The organism is Aeromonas sp. s12, assembly GCF_040907925.1.
Classification (GTDB): Bacteria; Pseudomonadota; Gammaproteobacteria; order Enterobacterales; family Aeromonadaceae; genus Aeromonas; species Aeromonas veronii.
This window is the reverse complement of record NZ_JBFOCT010000037.1, coordinates 115,056-129,706: the sequence shown is the minus strand read 5'-3', so window position 1 is coordinate 129,706 and position 14,651 is coordinate 115,056. Positions and strand designations below refer to the sequence as shown.

Genomic DNA, 14,651 nt, shown 5'->3' with positions numbered 1-14,651 from the left:
TGACGGGAAAGAGTCACCCCTTTCCACGAGCAGATCAACCGACGCAAATCAGACGGTGGACTCTTCGCCGTCCAGACTCACTTCGTGATCGCTGTTGAACACATGCATGTCGGTCTCGCCCATCAGGCGGCTGGTGACCGTCCCTGCGGTGATGGAGCCGGAGACGTTCAGCGCGGTACGGCCCATATCGATCAGCGGCTCGATGGAAATGAGCAGACCGGCCAGCGCCACCGGGAAGTCCAGCGCGGAGAGCACGATCAGCGCGGCAAAGGTGGCGCCACCGCCAATCCCGGCCACCCCGAAGGAGCTGACGGTGATGATGGCGATCAGGGTCATGATAAAGCCGGGATCCATCGGGTTGACCCCGACGGTCGGGGCAATCATCACGGCCAGCATGGCAGGATAGATACCGGCACAGCCGTTCTGGCCGATGGTGGAACCGAAGGAGGCAGCGAAGTTGGCGATCCCCTCAGGAATACCCAGCGACTTGGTCTGGGTCTGCACGTTCATCGGAATGGAGCCCGCACTGGTACGGGAGGTGAAGGCAAACGCCAGCACCGGCGTGATCTTCTTGAGGAAGCGCAGCGGGTTGATGCCGACCATGCTCACCAGCAGCAGGTGCACGACAAACATGATGGCGATGGCGCCGTAAGAGGCCATCACAAAGCTGAGCAGGTTGAGAATATCTGCATAGTTGGAGCCGGAGACCACCTTGGTCATCAGCGCCAGTACGCCAAACGGGGTCAGGCGCAGCACCAGAGTCACCATTCGCATTACGATGGCATGAGCCACGGCCACGAAGTGGCTGAAGCTGGCGAAGATCTCCGGCTTCTTGCGGGCGATGCCGGTAGCGGAGAGGCCGATGAAGATGGAGAAGATCACCACGGCGATGGTGGAGGTCTTGCGCGCCCCGGTCATGTCGAGGAAGGGGTTGGCGGGAATGAACTCCAGCATCATCTTGGCGAAAGACATGCTCTCGACGCTGCCGAGGGTAGTCTGCAGCGCGGCGCCACGGGCGCTTTCGGCGGCCCCGGAGGTGAGCCCTTCAGCGGTCAGGCCAAACAGGTTGGACATCAGGATGCCCGCCCCGGCGGCGATGGCGGTGGTGAAGATCAACACGCCTATGGTCATGGCGCTGATCTTGCCCAGCGCAGTGCCGCCATTGAGCTTCAAGATAGCGCTGATGATGGAGACCATGATCAGCGGGATGATGATCATCTGCAGCAGCTTCACATAGCCGCTACCCACGATATCCAGATAGTCGATGATCTGAACAATGACGGGCGAACCTGCACCGTAAAGCAGTTGCAACGCGGCGCCGAACAGAATACCGAGCCCCAGACCGGCAAATACCCGGCGGGTGAAGCTCACATGTTTTTCCTGTAACCGGTAGAGAAAGAACAGCAAGATGGCGGCGATGGCTAGATTGCCGATAACGCTAAATGTCATGGTATGACTCCCCAAAAAGCGGGCTTGGGCCCGAGAAACAAGAGCAAGCGCCATGCTTGCCCTGGCAACCGTGTCAGACGGTCTGCGCCGTCGTGACAAGAACAAGGGGGTCTATCGCCCCCTTGTCACAGATTCACTGCTTCTGCTGTTTCGCTCGCATGATGTTGATGATTTCGATGTCGGTATCCAGCATCCCCTCTTTGGAGAGGCGGCCCAGATTGGCGATGGTCTGGTCCACATCGTCGGAGACGATCCCCTCGCTCTGGGGGACATGCAGGTTGTTGATAGCCATCAGCGAAGACTTAACCGCCGCCGAGGTGGAGGTGGAGACCTTCATGGAGCAGGCGCTACCCGCGCCGTCGCAGATGATGCCGGAGACATCGCCAATCATGTTGTTGATGCAGTGGCTGATCTGCTGATACTGGCCGCCCAGCAGCCAGGTGATGGCCGCACCGGCCCCCATGGCGGCGGTACTGGCGGCGCACAGCGCCGACAGCTTGTTCTGATAGGTCTTGATGTAGATGGCCACCAGATGGCTCATCACCAGTGCCCGGGTCAGCTGCTCGTCGCTCGCCTTGAGGAAGCGGGCCGCCGCGACCACCGGCATGGTGGCGGCAATGCCCTGATTGCCGGAACCGGAGTTGGACATGGCGGGCAGCATGGCACCATCCATCCGCGCATCGGAGGCAGCGGAGGAGAGGCGCATCGCCAGCGTCATCAGGTCATCGGAGAGCAGCTTGCGCTCCACCTGCTCGGTGAGGATCTTGCCGATCTTCAGGCCGTAACCCTGCAACCCTTCATCTGCCAGCGCCTGATTCATGGTGGCGGCCTCGCGGATGAAGTCGATCTCAACCAGCGGCACTTCCAATGCAAAATCGACGATCTCCCGCAAGGTCATGGCCGGTTTGGCGGATTTGGCTGGCTGGATCTGCACGCCGGGGGCACTGGCCTGCTCCATCAGCACCTCGCCATCCTTCTCCATCAGGATGATGCGGGTGTGGTCGGTGCAGATCACCACCCGGGCACTATGGCTCTCCACTTCGGCCAGTACCTCGGCGTAGAGCACGTCCGGCACATCCTTCACATCCACCTTGATCACCGGCAACAACGTCTTGGCCGCTTCCACCTGTTCTGGTGTGAGGGTCTTGAGCACCTCCAGCCCGGCATCGGGGTGGCCCCCTGTGATGCCGACCGCAGCGGCCACCGGCAGACCGATCATGCCGGTGCCCGGCACCCCGACCCCCATGCCATTCTTGAACAGATTGCCACTGACCCAGACGCTGATACGGGTCGGGGTCTCCCCCAGCAGCTTGCGGCAGTTTGCCGCTGCCAGCGCCACCGACATCGGCTCGGTACAGCCCAGGGCCGGCACCACTTCACGCTTGAGCAGGGTAATAAAGTCGGTCCATTGTGCTTTCATCGCAGTGTTTCTCATGTTCAGGGTGCCCGCAGGCAGTTATTGCTTGTTCAGATCCGCCTTGTGGTTGCGGATATGCAGATAAACAGTATGACGGGAGATGCCGAGCATCCGGGCAACCAGCTGGGCCGCCTCCTTGATCTCGAAGATCCCCATGTCGAAGAGCCGGGTCACTATCTCCTTGTTGCGCACCGTGCAGGAGAGCGAATCGTCCCGATCCACCTTCTCAATCACCTGAGTCACCAGCTCGTCCACCGAGCTGGCAAAAGTCTCGTTATTGAGCGGAGCCGGTGCCGTGGGCAACGCAAAAGTATCGAGCAGGCAGCCAAGGGAGGTATCCAGACTGAAGTTCACGCAGAGCATGCCGATGGGCTTGCCCTGCCGGTTGCTGATGGTGATGGAGGAGGACTTCATCAGCGTCCCGTCGCGGGTACGGCTGAAGTAGCTGCTCCACTGGCTGCCCGCCTCCCCCTGCAAGCGGTTGAGGGCAAAGTCGGTGACCGGCGCCCCCTCCCGACGACCGGTGACATGGCCGTTGGCAATCTTGATGACCGATGCCTCCAACGTATCGAACGCATGCAACACCACCTCGCACCCTGCGCCAAACAGCGCGGCCAGCGCCTCGACCGCGGGCTCGAAACTGGCGATCAGATGACGTTCTTCATCCGTTAACGAATTGATCTGGTCAGTGGTGGCTGCTGTGGACATATATGAGTAACTTTGAGTAAACCGCAGTTGATTCTACTATCAACAAGATCAACTAATGTTGAGCGGCATCCCCTTTTTGCTCGCCATTATGCCCACCTTTTAACAAAGTGCGACAAATTGTGAAGCGGCGCACAGCAGGGCAGCAACTCAGAGGTGATAGCGGGCCAGCAACTGCTTGTAGGCGGGAGTCTGTTTGAATGCCTTGAGGGCAGAGGAGAAGCGGATAGCCAGCTGGTCGTGGCCGGGCTTGTGGGTAAACGCGAGGAAGTTGCGGTTGTCGTCGGTCAGCAGGCGCGAGCCGTGGTTCACCTGATCCTGCAGCCCCTGGGTATGCAGCAAGTAGCGACCGACCCGCTCGTTGAGCACCACCCCGTCCAGCCGACCGGCCATCATCAAATGCAGCTGTTTGATGGCATTCCCCTCCCCCGTCATCGGCATCCGGAGCACCCCGGGATCGATCAGAAAATCGGGACTGTAGGCATAATCTTCCTGAATACCTATCCGCAGACCCTTGAGGTCGGAGAGCTGCTTGAAATCCACCGGACGGGCCGTCGGATAGAAGAGCACTTCACCGCTGTAAGAGAGCGGCTCTTCGGGGTAGTGGAGCCAGTGCTGGCGGGAAGGTTCAAAGAAGACGTCGACTACCGCATCCCCCTGCTTGAGACGGGCCTGCTGCAGAACCCGCTTCCAGGGCAGCACCCTGATTTCAGTGCGATAACCCATCTGGCGCAACACGGTACAGGCCAGATCGAGATCGGCGCCGGCCAGCTCGCCATTGTCACCACGCATCACATAAGGGGGCCACAGCTCGGTCAGCAGCGTCAGAGTCGGCGGCTCGTCCGCCGCTACGGCCGAACCAGCACCAAACAGGGAGGCCAGCAGCCAGCCGTACAACCCGATCCTTCGCCAACCCTGACACCACATCATGGAGATCCCTCATGGTCCGTATGGATTGAGGATATACAAGGGATGAGCAATAAAAAAGGAGGCCGAAGCCTCCTTGATATCCACTCTCTGAATGACACTTACAGTGCTTTCAGGATTGCCTCGACGCTGGCCTTGGCATCGCCAAACAGCATCTGGGTATTTTCCTTGAAGAACAGCGGGTTCTGGACGCCGGCGTAGCCAGTGTTCATGGAGCGCTTGAAACCGATGACGTTCTGCGCTTTCCACACTTCCAGTACCGGCATACCGGCGATCGGGCTGCCCGGATCTTCCATCGCAGCCGGGTTTACGGTGTCGTTGGCACCAATCACCAGCACGGTATCGGTATCGGCGAAGTCGTCGTTGATCTCGTCCATTTCCAGCACGATGTCATACGGGACTTTCGCTTCCGCCAGCAGCACGTTCATGTGGCCAGGCAGACGACCGGCAACCGGGTGGATACCGAAGCGCACCTTGACGCCGCGATCACGCAGCTTCTGGGTGATTTCAGCCACCGGATACTGGGCCTGCGCCACCGCCATGCCGTAGCCCGGGGTGATGATGACGGAGCTGGAGTTCTTCAGCAGGTCAGCCACTTCCTCGGCGCTGGTTTCGCGGTATTCGCCCATCTCCTGATCAGCCGTGGAGGCCACGCCATCGGAGCCGAAGCCACCGGCGATCACGGAGATGAAGGAGCGGTTCATCGCCTTGCACATGATGTAGGAGAGGATCGCACCGGAGGAACCTACCAGAGCGCCGGTGACGATCAGCAGGTCGTTGGAAAGCATGAAGCCCGCCGCCGCCGCCGCCCAACCGGAGTAGGAGTTCAGCATGGAGACCACCACCGGCATGTCGGCGCCACCGATGGAGGCAACCAGATGCCAACCGAAGGCGAAGGCGATCAAGGTCATCACCAGCAGGGCGAAGGTAGAGCCACCGGTGTTGACGAAGTAGACCATCAGCGCCAGAGAAGCGACCACGGCCAGCAGGTTCAGCTTGTGGCGGTGCGGCAGCATCAGTGGCTTGGAGGAGATGAGACCACGCAGTTTGCCGAAGGCAACCACGGAACCGGTAAAGGTTACGGCACCGATGAAGACGCCCAGGAAGATCTCGACCAGATGGATGTTCAGCATGGCGCCGGTCAGGTGCTCGACCTGGGCAACGCTGTTGGCCTGCTCGAACGCCGCACGGGCGGCTGCCAGGGTGGCATCCAGGTTGGAACCGACGGAGACGACCACCTCAGCAGGGGCAGAGGGGTGCAGATCGATGAAGCTGTTGAAGCCCACCAGCACTGCCGCCATACCCACGAAGCTGTGCAGCACGGCCACCAGCTCGGGCATCTCGGTCATCTCGACCTTGAGTGCCAGACGCACGCCGATGGCACCGCCAATCACCATGGCCAGGATGATCCAGTGAACACCGCTGGTCTCCGGGTTGAATACGGTAGCGAGCAGGGCGATAGCCATACCCGCGATACCGAACAGGTTGCCATGTTTGGCCGTTTCTTGCTTCGACAGTCCCGCGAGACTGAGGATGAAGAGCACGGCGGCAACGATATAGGATGCTGTTACCAGTCCTTGAGACACGTTAAACCCCCTTAATCCTTACGGAACATCTTCAGCATGCGCTGAGTGACGGTGAAGCCGCCGAAGATGTTGATACTGGCAATCAGCACGGCGATGAACGCCAGCGCGGTAACCAGAGTCGACCCTTGCCCGATCTGCAGCAGGGCACCGACCACGATAATGCCGGAGATGGCATTGGTGACCGACATCAGCGGCGTGTGCAGGGCGTGCGATACGTTCCACACCACGTAGTAACCGACCACACAGGCCAGGATGAATACGGTGAAGTGGGAGAGGAAGGCTGCCGGGGCAACGGAGGCGATCCAGCCGAAGGCGGCGATGCCGAGGGCACCGAACACGAACTTCTTGTTGGAAGGCTTGGCCTCTTCCTTCTTGGCTGCCGGTTTGGCGGCGGCCGGTTTCTGCGGGGCGGCAGAGACGGAGATGGCGGGCGGCGGGAAGGTCACTTCACCGGCCTGGATCACCGTCATGTTGCGCTGAACCACGTCCTCGAAGTCGATGGCGACGTTGCCGTCCTTCTCCTTGCACATCAGCTTCATCAGGTTGACCAGGTTGGTACCGTAGAGCTGGGAGGACTGGGCAGGCAGACGACCCGGCAGATCGGTGTAACCAATCACCTTGACGCCGTTGTCGGTGACATGCAGCTCACCCGGCACTGTGTATTCACAGTTACCGCCAGCCTGAGCGGCCATGTCCACGATGACGGAGCCCGGCTTCATGCTGTCGACCATCTCTTTGGTGATCAGCTTGGGAGCCGGCTTGCCCGGGATCAGGGCGGTGGTGATGATGATGTCCACCTCTTTGGCCTGCTGGGCGAACAGCTCCATCTCGGCCTTGATGAACTCATCGGACATGACTTTGGCGTAACCATCGCTGGATGCGCCGTCTTCGCCACCGAAGTCCAGCTTGAGGAATTCCCCACCCATGGATTCGATCTGCTCGGCCACTTCCAGACGGGTATCGAAGGCACGCACGATGGCACCGAGGGAACCGGCCGTACCGATGGCAGCCAGACCGGCAACACCGGCACCGATCACCAGTACCTTGGCAGGCGGCACTTTACCGGCTGCGGTGATTTGACCGGTGAAGAAGCGACCGAACTGGTGCGCAGCTTCAACCACGGCGCGATAGCCACCGATGTTGGCCATGGAGGAGAGGGCATCGAGGGACTGGGCACGGGAGATCCGCGGCACCATATCCATCGCCATCACATTGATGTTGCGCTCGGACAGCTTCTTGACCAGCTCAGGGTTCTGGGCAGGCCAGATGAAGCTCACCAGAGTGGCGCCATCTTTAATTTGTGCGATCTCGGCATCGGTCGGCGCATTGACCTTGAAGATAAGGTCGGCTTGCCAGACATTCGGCACCACGCTGGCACCGGCAGCCTCGAAGGCGGCATCATCGAAGCTGGCCGACAGGCCTGCGCCGGTCTCGATGGCGACCTCGAAGCCGAGCTTTTTCAGCTGCTCGACGGTAGCCGGGGTCGCTGCGACCCGGGTCTCACCGGCGAGACTCTCTCTCGGTATTCCAATCTGCATGACTATTCCCTGATGGTTAATAAACAATCGCTGCCCAGTGTCTCACTTCTGACGAAACAAGACATGACCAAAGTGCAGGTCCAGGGCTCTTTGTTATGAAAATCAGTAGGCTTTACCTCAACCTCCTGTCATGGTCAGGCCCCCGCTTTTCAGGCGCGAAGGTGATTAGTATCAAATTTTGGAGTTTTATTACAACCGCAGTCCCGACGGCACTCGTACAGAATTCAGCCCATCCCTGGCTACGATTAAAAAAAACAAACCAAATTAGAGGCTTATACCAGTAAAAACGGCTGAAAAAAGTGATCCAACCAGTCAAAAAAAATGTTTTACCGGCCCTCTATCTTAGCGTTTTTTGTTCTTACGAAATCCGCTTTCGTCTCACTTCTCGCAGCGAAACGCCGAAAAGTAACATTTTCCCAACAAAAGCGGGGCCGCTCAGCCGCCAGATAGCGGGAGAGGGCCCCGGCAATTCAATCGTTTCGCCCGTTTGGCACCGATTGGCGGCCCTTACCAGGCCGCTTCATAAATATGCTGGCTCTGCACCAGATCGATATCGCTGTGCTCGCCCAGACGGGTCATGCCGTGCTCACCCAACTTGCCGATCAGAGTGTCGATACCCAGATCTTTCAGACCGTAGTCGCGCAGTCGGGTCTTGACCCCCATCCGCTCGAAGAAGTCGCGGGTCGCGGCGATGGCATCGTCGATGCGCTCCGCTTCGCTACCGCTGTGCAGACCCCACACCCGCTCGGCGTATTGCAGCAGCTTGGCATGTTTCTGTTTGCGCTTGGCCCGCAGCAGGGCAGGCAGCACCACCGCCAGCGTCTGGGCGTGGTCGAGGCCGTGCAGGGCAGTCAGCTCGTGACCCAGCATATGGGTGGCCCAGTCCTGCGGCACACCGGCACCGATCAGGCCGTTCAACGCCATGGTGGCGCTCCACATGATGTTGGCGCGTACCTCGTAGTTGTGCGGCTCGGCCAGCGCCTTGGGCCCCTCTTCGATCAGGGTCAGCAGCAAGCCTTCGGCGAAGCGATCCTGCACCTTGGCATTAACCGGATAGGTGAGGTACTGCTCCACGATGTGGACGAAAGCATCCACTACCCCGTTCGCCACCTGACGCTCGGGCAGGGTGTAGGTGAGCACCGGATCCAGCACGGCGAAGCGCGGCATCACGAACGGCGAGAAGAAGTGCACCTTGTCGCCACTGCTGCGACGGGTGATGACGGCGCCCATGTTCATTTCGGAACCGGTCGCCGGCAGGGTCAGCACTGAGCCGAGCGGGATGGCGGAACGCACTTCGCTGCCGACGGTCTCGAGAATGTGCCAGGGATCTTTGGCCAGCTCGTAGTGCGCGGCAGCGGCGATAAACTTGGTGCCATCGAGCACGGAACCACCGCCAACGGCGAGCAGGAAGTCGACCCGCTCGGCACGGGCCAGCTCCACGGCGCCCATCAGGGTCTCGTAGGCCGGGTTCGGTTCGATGCCGCCAAATTCAAACAGGGTCATACCGGCCAGCTCGTTGCGGATCTGCTCCAGCAAGCCGCTGCGTACCACGCTGCCGCCGCCATAGGTGATCATGACGCGGGCATCGCTCGGGAGCTGCTCGCGCAACTGGGCGATCTGCCCTTGGCCGAACAGGATTTTGGTCGGGGTATGGAGAGTAAAGTTGTTCATCGACATTGCCTTCTTCTGATAGTCAGGGCGGCCAGGCCGCGAAATCGTGATTGCATTTTTCTCCAGAACCACCCTACCATCAAGACAACATCCTGCTTGATTCTTGCCTATTTCTACAAAGCAGCGAAAACCGGACCTGTCGAATCAAAGAGCCCCCATGCAAAACCGTTACAGCGACCTCGCAACCAGATTGACCCGCCACGTCACCGCCCCCGGCATCACCCCATCACCGGTGAAACAGGTCAACCTCATCTATACCACCGAACACCATGGCCGCACCCCGGTGCTCTACCAACCGCGGATGATCGTTATCCTGCAGGGACACAAGGTGGGTTATCTGGCGGATCAGGTGTTTCGCTACGACCCCAACCACTACCTGTTGATGACCCTGCCGCTCCCCTGCGAGTGCGAGTGCTTCGCCTCCCCCGAGCAGCCGCTTATCGGGTTTACCATCGAGATCGATCTGGTCACCCTGCAAGAGCTGCTGCTGGAGCTGGGCGATGCCCTGCCCGCCCCCGCGCCACAAAAGAGCGGCGTCCACTCGGTCCCCCTGTCGGAAACCATGTTTTGCGCCGCCGAGCGACTGATCGAGCTGATGGACAACCCGCTGCACGCCAGGGTGCTGGGGCCGCAGACGGTGCGGGAGATGCTGTTCCACGCCCTCACCGAGGGGGGCGGCCCGGCGCTGCAGGCGCTCGCCAATCGCCACAACCATGTGGGCCAGATCGCCCGGGTGCTGCGTATGATAGAGTCCCGTTATGCCGACAACCTCACCATGGAGGAGCTGGCGCGGGAGGTGAACATGAGCGTCTCCGCCTTTCACCACCACTTCAAGGCGGTCACCGCTACCTCGCCGTTGCAGTACATCAAGTCGTTTCGCCTGCACAAGGCGCGGATGATGATGCTGCACGACGGTATCAAGGCGGGCACCGCGGCGGCCAGAGTCGGTTACGAGAGCAACTCCCAGTTCAGTCGGGAGTACAAGCGCTTCTTCGGCAGCACGCCGACGGATCAGGCCTCCCGCTTCCGGGATGGCCAGCTGCGCATCATTGAGGGATAACAAGAGAGGGATTACTTATGCGTTCACTGCTTTGCCTGTTCACCGCTTTACTGCTAACGGCCTGTACCGGGATTGCCGATGGCATCCGCCCCGTCACCGGCTTCCAGCTCGATCGTTATCTTGGCACCTGGTATGAGATTGCCCGCCTCGACCACAGCTTCGAGCGGGGGCTGGAGCAGGTGAGCGCCACCTACAGCCTGCGGGACGATGGCGGCGTCAAGGTGCTCAACCGCGGCAAGCAGAGCGATGGCAGCTGGCGCGAAGCCGAAGGCAAGGCCTACTTCGTCGGCAACCCGGACGAGGCGCGGCTCAAGGTAAGTTTCTTCGGCCCCTTCTACGGCGGCTACAACGTCATCGACCTCGACCCTGATTACCAGCTCTCGCTGGTGACCAGCTACAACCACGACTACCTCTGGATCCTCTCCCGCTCACCCAACCCGCCCAAGGCGAAGGTGGATGCGCTGGTCGCCAAGGCGAAGTCGCTGGGCTTTGCCACCGACCAGCTTATCTGGGTCAAGCAGACCCCTTAAGCCAGTCGTGAAATAACAAAGGGCAGCCCGCGGGCTGCCCTTTTTCATGGAGAGTAGGCGGAGGATCAGAGCCGGAAGCGGCCGATCTCCTGCTCCAGCCGCTCGGTCAGCGACTTGAGTTCGGCCGCCTGCGCCGCCTCGTTGCCCGCCTGCTCGGCAAGCTCTTGCGAGACGTGGCGGATATTCTCGGTATTGCGGCTGATCTCGCCGGTCACCGAAGTCTGCTCCTCGGCCGCCGCGGCGATCTGGGTCGCCATGTCGCTGATGGAGCCGATCGCCTCGTTGATCCGGGCAAGGCTCTGGTTGGCCGCTTCCGCATCTTCGACGCTGGTACCCGCCAGCTGACGGCTGGTCTCCATGCCGCCCACGGCGCGACGGGTGGTCTGCTGCAGGGTCTCGATCATCTGCTGGATCTCGTCGGTGGAGTCGTGGGTACGGCGCGACAGCACCCGCACCTCGTCCGCGACTACCGCAAAACCGCGGCCCTGCTCACCGGCCCGGGCCGCCTCGATGGCGGCGTTGAGCGCCAGCAGGTTGGTCTGCTCGGCGATGCCGCTGATGGTCGCCAGAATGCCGCTGATCTTCTGGGCATGGCTGTCGAGCTCATTGATGATTTGGCTGGCATCGGCCACTTCGTCCGCCAAACCGGTAATGCTGCGCTGACTCTGACCAACCTGGGATTGACCGGCGACCGCCAGTGCGACCGCATCGGTGGCGGTGGTGGCGGCAAACTCGGCGTTACCGGCGATCTCCTGGGTAGCGGAAGCCATCTCGGTCACCGCGGTCGCCACCATCACGATCTCGTCCTGCTGCTGGCGCACCCGCTGACTGCGAGCCTGCGCCCCGGCCGCCTGGGCACGGGACTGGGCCGCCAGCTCGACGGTCACATCCCGCAACCGGCTGACGATGCCGTGCAGCCGCGCCACGAACTGGTTGAAGTTCTGGGCCAGCTGACCCACCTCATCCTTGCTGTGGGTGTTGATGTGAACGGTGAGATCCCCCTCGCCGTGGGCAATGTCGTGCAGGGCGTGCGCGACCCGACCGAGATCGGCAAACAGGTATTTGAAGGTGGCAGTGAGCAGGGCACTGAACACCAGCATCAGCACCAGGGTCAGCCCCACCAGCTCCCACAGCAGGCTGCTGAGCGGCGCTTCCAGCACATCGCGATACATCACCATAGCCAGCAGCCAGTCGGTGCCCGGCACCGGTTGTACCGCCAGCAGCACATCCCGCCCGTCGAGGGTGGCGGCGTGCAGCTCGCTGTTTTCGCGGCCCCATTGCTGGAAGGTGGCGGCCGAGAGTCCCGGCGCCAGCTCGGCGATGGGCTTGAGCGCCAGATCCTTCTGCGGATGGCCGACGATGAGGCCGCTGCTGTCGAGCAGCATGGCGTAGCCCTCACCCTGCACCTTCATCGCCAGCACTTCGTCGATCAGCTTGTCGAGCGCCAGGTTGGCCCCCACGGCACCGACCAGCTCGCCCTGATGGCGCACCGGCTCGGAAAGAGTGACCACCAGCTTCTGCATGGTGACGCTGACATAGGGGGCGGTGACGATCAGCTGCCCCGCCTTCACCGCATCCTGATACCAGGGGCGCTCGCGCGGGTCATAGTTGCCGGTATTGAGGGAGGGATCCTGCCGGGTCATCACCCCCTGCGCGGAGCCAAAATAGGTGAGGCCGAAGCCGCCGGAGGTGTAGGCCTGCTTCAGGTGGGGCACCAGTTCGGCTTGGGGGTTATCGCTGATCAGGTTGACCAGCGCATGGACGGTGTTCTTGCGATCCGTCATCCATTCACCGATGGCGACCGAGTAGGCGTGACCATAGTTGACCGCCTCGCTCTGGATGGCGCTCATGGTGCGGGATTTTAGGGTGTGAAAGGCAACGATGCCGAGCAGTGATGCCATCAGCAGCACTACGCCAAGACTGGTGGCCAGCAGCTTGCCGCGCAGAGAGAGGGTCATGACGACGAATCCTTGTTGTTGTGTCAGGCAGGGAAAACCCTGATGTATCAAAGGCTATCGGCCGCAATATGAACAGACTTTAGTGAATCTGTATATTTTCCCATCTATCAACAACAGAACACGCTATTCGTGTGAACCAGATCGCTATTCCGTGCTACTGACTCTTGTAACAACAAAGCAGCAGGCCGCCCGAAGGCGGCCTGTCACTTACCCCTGATATGCACCGGCGGAGTAGGTCAGCTCATAGCTGTGGCTGTAGATCTCGACGATATTGCCGAAGGGATCTTCCATGTAAACCATGCGGTAGGGTTTCTCGCCCGGGTAGTACTCGCGCACCGGCATCCGCTGCTTGCCGCCCGCTGCGACGATGCGCGCCGCCAGCCCCTCGACATCCGGATCCTGCACGCTGAAGTGGAACACTCCGGTCTTCCAGAATTCGAAGTTGTTCTCACGGCGCTCGCTGTTGGGGAACTCGAACAGCTCGATGCCGATCTTGTCGCCGGTAGAGAGGTGGGCGATGCGAAAAGAACCCCAGCCCGGGCCGAACACGTCGTTGCACATCACGCCGATGGCGGAGTCATCCTCGCTGATGGTGGTGGCCGGCATGATGAGATACCAGCCCATCACCTTGGTATAGAACTCGACCGCTTTGTCGAGGTCAGTCACCGTGATACCGATATGGGAGAAGTTGCGTGGATAGGTCATACGTCACCTTGAAATTGTGTGTGGGAAACAGGTGACATGATAGGAAGGGGCGACATAATGAAAAATAAGGTCAAAATAATGGAAGGCATAAATTAAATTTATGGTTAATCCACTCTGGCTCCATACCCTGGTGGTGGTGCATGAAACCGGCAGTTTTACCCGTGCCGCCGATCGGCTGGATCTCACTCAGGCCGCCGTCAGTCAGCATATCTCGCGTCTCGAGGCCGAATTTGGCCCCCTGCTGCTGCGCAAGCCCCGTCAGCTGGAGCTCACTCCGCGCGGGCTGGTGCTGCTCGACTTCGCCCACCAGCAGGAGCAGGCCGCCGAACAGCTGCGGGCGCGCCTCTCGGACGATGACCCTCACCACGGCGCCATCACCCTGTCCACCCCGGGCAGCATTGGTCTGCTGCTCTATCCCCTGCTGCTCGACCAGCAACAGGAGCACCCCGGACTCACCATCCAGCACCGCTTCGCCCCCACCCCCGACATAGTGCAGGCGGTACTGGCAGGGCGCAGCGATCTGGGACTGGTGGATCAACCGCCGGAGCACCCCAGCATCGCCGCCGAGCCCTTCGCCCGCGAGCCCCTCTGTCTGGTGGTACCCAACGACGGCGAGGAGCAGAGCTGGCAGCACCTCTGTCAGCTCGGCTTTATCGATCACCCGGATGGCCGCAGCATGGCACAACGCCTGCTGGGACGACGCTACCCCGGCCAGCGCTTCGACGAGATCCCGCTGCGCGGCTTTACCAACCAGATCGGCCTGATCCTGGAGCCGGTCGCCCGTGGCCTCGGCTTTACCGTGCTGCCCCGCTTCGCCGTCACCGCCTTTGCCCAACAGGAGAAGATCCGGGTGATCCAGAGCAGCATTGAAGTGATCGACACCCTCTGGCTGATCTACCGCGCCGAGTGGCCGCTCCCCGCCCGTCACCAGCGGCTGGTCACCGTCCTGAAACAGCGGGTTGCTGCACATTGAACGCTCTTGCGGCAGACATCGAGATCAATGTGGCCACAGTCACCGAGAGCTAGCGGCAAGAAGGAGAAGAGAAAGGAGAGAGGGATAAATTGGCGAACGCCGGAAATGCGAAAGGCCAGCTCAATGAGCTGG

At 60.8% G+C, this 14,651-nt stretch carries 12 protein-coding genes; 3 read left to right on the top strand and 9 right to left on the bottom strand.

The window, feature by feature from the left end; all coding sequences use genetic code 11:
* Nucleotides 1-48: 48 nt before the first annotated feature.
* The 7 genes from AB5Y67_RS19710 to yqhD form a co-directional block, all read right to left on the bottom strand.
* A complete protein-coding gene (locus tag AB5Y67_RS19710; RefSeq protein ID WP_325794023.1) occupies nucleotides 49-1,449 on the bottom strand; it encodes an L-cystine transporter in 1,401 nt (466 codons plus the stop codon).
* A gap of 133 nt (nucleotides 1,450-1,582) precedes the next feature.
* Nucleotides 1,583-2,884, bottom strand: a complete 1,302-nt coding sequence (locus tag AB5Y67_RS19705; protein ID WP_325794022.1) for an L-serine ammonia-lyase, iron-sulfur-dependent, subunit alpha — start codon at nucleotides 2,882-2,884, stop codon at nucleotides 1,583-1,585.
* A 21-nt stretch (nucleotides 2,885-2,905) separates the two neighbouring features.
* Entirely contained in the window at nucleotides 2,906-3,574 is a 669-nt protein-coding gene (locus tag AB5Y67_RS19700; protein WP_325794021.1) for a PAS domain-containing protein, read from the bottom strand.
* Nucleotides 3,575-3,721: 147 nt separating this feature from the next.
* The gene (locus AB5Y67_RS19695) at nucleotides 3,722-4,501 is read right to left on the bottom strand and encodes a transporter substrate-binding domain-containing protein (protein ID WP_325794020.1); all 780 of its coding nucleotides are present in this window, start codon (nucleotides 4,499-4,501) and stop codon (nucleotides 3,722-3,724) included.
* Nucleotides 4,502-4,599: 98 nt separating this feature from the next.
* On the bottom strand, nucleotides 4,600-6,084 hold the full coding sequence (gene pntB, locus AB5Y67_RS19690) for a Re/Si-specific NAD(P)(+) transhydrogenase subunit beta (protein WP_325794019.1): 1,485 nt from the start codon (nucleotides 6,082-6,084) through the stop codon (nucleotides 4,600-4,602).
* An 11-nt stretch (nucleotides 6,085-6,095) separates the two neighbouring features.
* A complete protein-coding gene (pntA, locus tag AB5Y67_RS19685; protein WP_019446577.1) occupies nucleotides 6,096-7,622 on the bottom strand; it encodes a Re/Si-specific NAD(P)(+) transhydrogenase subunit alpha in 1,527 nt (508 codons plus the stop codon).
* A 507-nt stretch (nucleotides 7,623-8,129) separates the two neighbouring features.
* On the bottom strand, nucleotides 8,130-9,293 hold the full coding sequence (gene yqhD, locus AB5Y67_RS19680) for an alcohol dehydrogenase (RefSeq protein ID WP_325794018.1): 1,164 nt from the start codon (nucleotides 9,291-9,293) through the stop codon (nucleotides 8,130-8,132).
* Between the two features lie 157 nt (nucleotides 9,294-9,450).
* On the opposite strand from yqhD, the gene AB5Y67_RS19675 reads away from it, so the two are divergent.
* Both AB5Y67_RS19675 and AB5Y67_RS19670 read left to right on the top strand, forming a co-directional pair.
* Complete coding sequence (locus AB5Y67_RS19675) at nucleotides 9,451-10,353, top strand: AraC family transcriptional regulator (RefSeq protein ID WP_005339751.1); 903 nt, start codon at nucleotides 9,451-9,453, stop codon at nucleotides 10,351-10,353.
* A gap of 17 nt (nucleotides 10,354-10,370) precedes the next feature.
* The gene (locus AB5Y67_RS19670; protein ID WP_005356301.1) at nucleotides 10,371-10,883 is read left to right on the top strand and encodes a lipocalin family protein; all 513 of its coding nucleotides are present in this window, start codon (nucleotides 10,371-10,373) and stop codon (nucleotides 10,881-10,883) included.
* Between the two features lie 65 nt (nucleotides 10,884-10,948).
* Here the strand turns inward: AB5Y67_RS19670 and AB5Y67_RS19665 are convergent, their stop codons facing one another.
* A complete protein-coding gene (locus AB5Y67_RS19665) occupies nucleotides 10,949-12,841 on the bottom strand; it encodes a methyl-accepting chemotaxis protein (RefSeq protein ID WP_005357549.1) in 1,893 nt (630 codons plus the stop codon).
* Nucleotides 12,842-13,048: 207 nt separating this feature from the next.
* A complete protein-coding gene (locus AB5Y67_RS19660; protein WP_005357546.1) occupies nucleotides 13,049-13,546 on the bottom strand; it encodes a lactoylglutathione lyase family protein in 498 nt (165 codons plus the stop codon).
* A gap of 100 nt (nucleotides 13,547-13,646) precedes the next feature.
* Between AB5Y67_RS19660 and AB5Y67_RS19655 the strand changes: the two genes are divergently transcribed.
* Nucleotides 13,647-14,519, top strand: coding sequence for a LysR family transcriptional regulator (locus AB5Y67_RS19655; protein WP_199427687.1), 873 nt, complete (start codon nucleotides 13,647-13,649; stop codon nucleotides 14,517-14,519).
* Nucleotides 14,520-14,651: the final 132 nt, after the last annotated feature.

What these genes read in the sequence shown, in the direction of transcription:
- AB5Y67_RS19710 (WP_325794023.1), bottom strand. Translation starts at nt 1,449, where the DNA reads ATGACATTTAGCGTTATCGGCAATCTAGCCATCGCCGCCATCTTGCTG.
- AB5Y67_RS19705 (WP_325794022.1), bottom strand. Translation starts at nt 2,884, where the DNA reads ATGAGAAACACTGCGATGAAAGCACAATGGACCGACTTTATTACCCTG.
- AB5Y67_RS19700 (WP_325794021.1), bottom strand. Translation starts at nt 3,574, where the DNA reads ATGTCCACAGCAGCCACCACTGACCAGATCAATTCGTTAACGGATGAA.
- AB5Y67_RS19695 (WP_325794020.1), bottom strand. Translation starts at nt 4,501, where the DNA reads ATGATGTGGTGTCAGGGTTGGCGAAGGATCGGGTTGTACGGCTGGCTG.
- pntA (WP_019446577.1), bottom strand. Translation starts at nt 7,622, where the DNA reads ATGCAGATTGGAATACCGAGAGAGAGTCTCGCCGGTGAGACCCGGGTC.
- yqhD (WP_325794018.1), bottom strand. Translation starts at nt 9,293, where the DNA reads ATGAACAACTTTACTCTCCATACCCCGACCAAAATCCTGTTCGGCCAA.
- AB5Y67_RS19675 (WP_005339751.1), top strand. Translation starts at nt 9,451, where the DNA reads ATGCAAAACCGTTACAGCGACCTCGCAACCAGATTGACCCGCCACGTC.
- AB5Y67_RS19670 (WP_005356301.1), top strand. Translation starts at nt 10,371, where the DNA reads ATGCGTTCACTGCTTTGCCTGTTCACCGCTTTACTGCTAACGGCCTGT.
- AB5Y67_RS19665 (WP_005357549.1), bottom strand. Translation starts at nt 12,841, where the DNA reads ATGACCCTCTCTCTGCGCGGCAAGCTGCTGGCCACCAGTCTTGGCGTA.
- AB5Y67_RS19660 (WP_005357546.1), bottom strand. Translation starts at nt 13,546, where the DNA reads ATGACCTATCCACGCAACTTCTCCCATATCGGTATCACGGTGACTGAC.
- AB5Y67_RS19655 (WP_199427687.1), top strand. Translation starts at nt 13,647, where the DNA reads ATGGTTAATCCACTCTGGCTCCATACCCTGGTGGTGGTGCATGAAACC.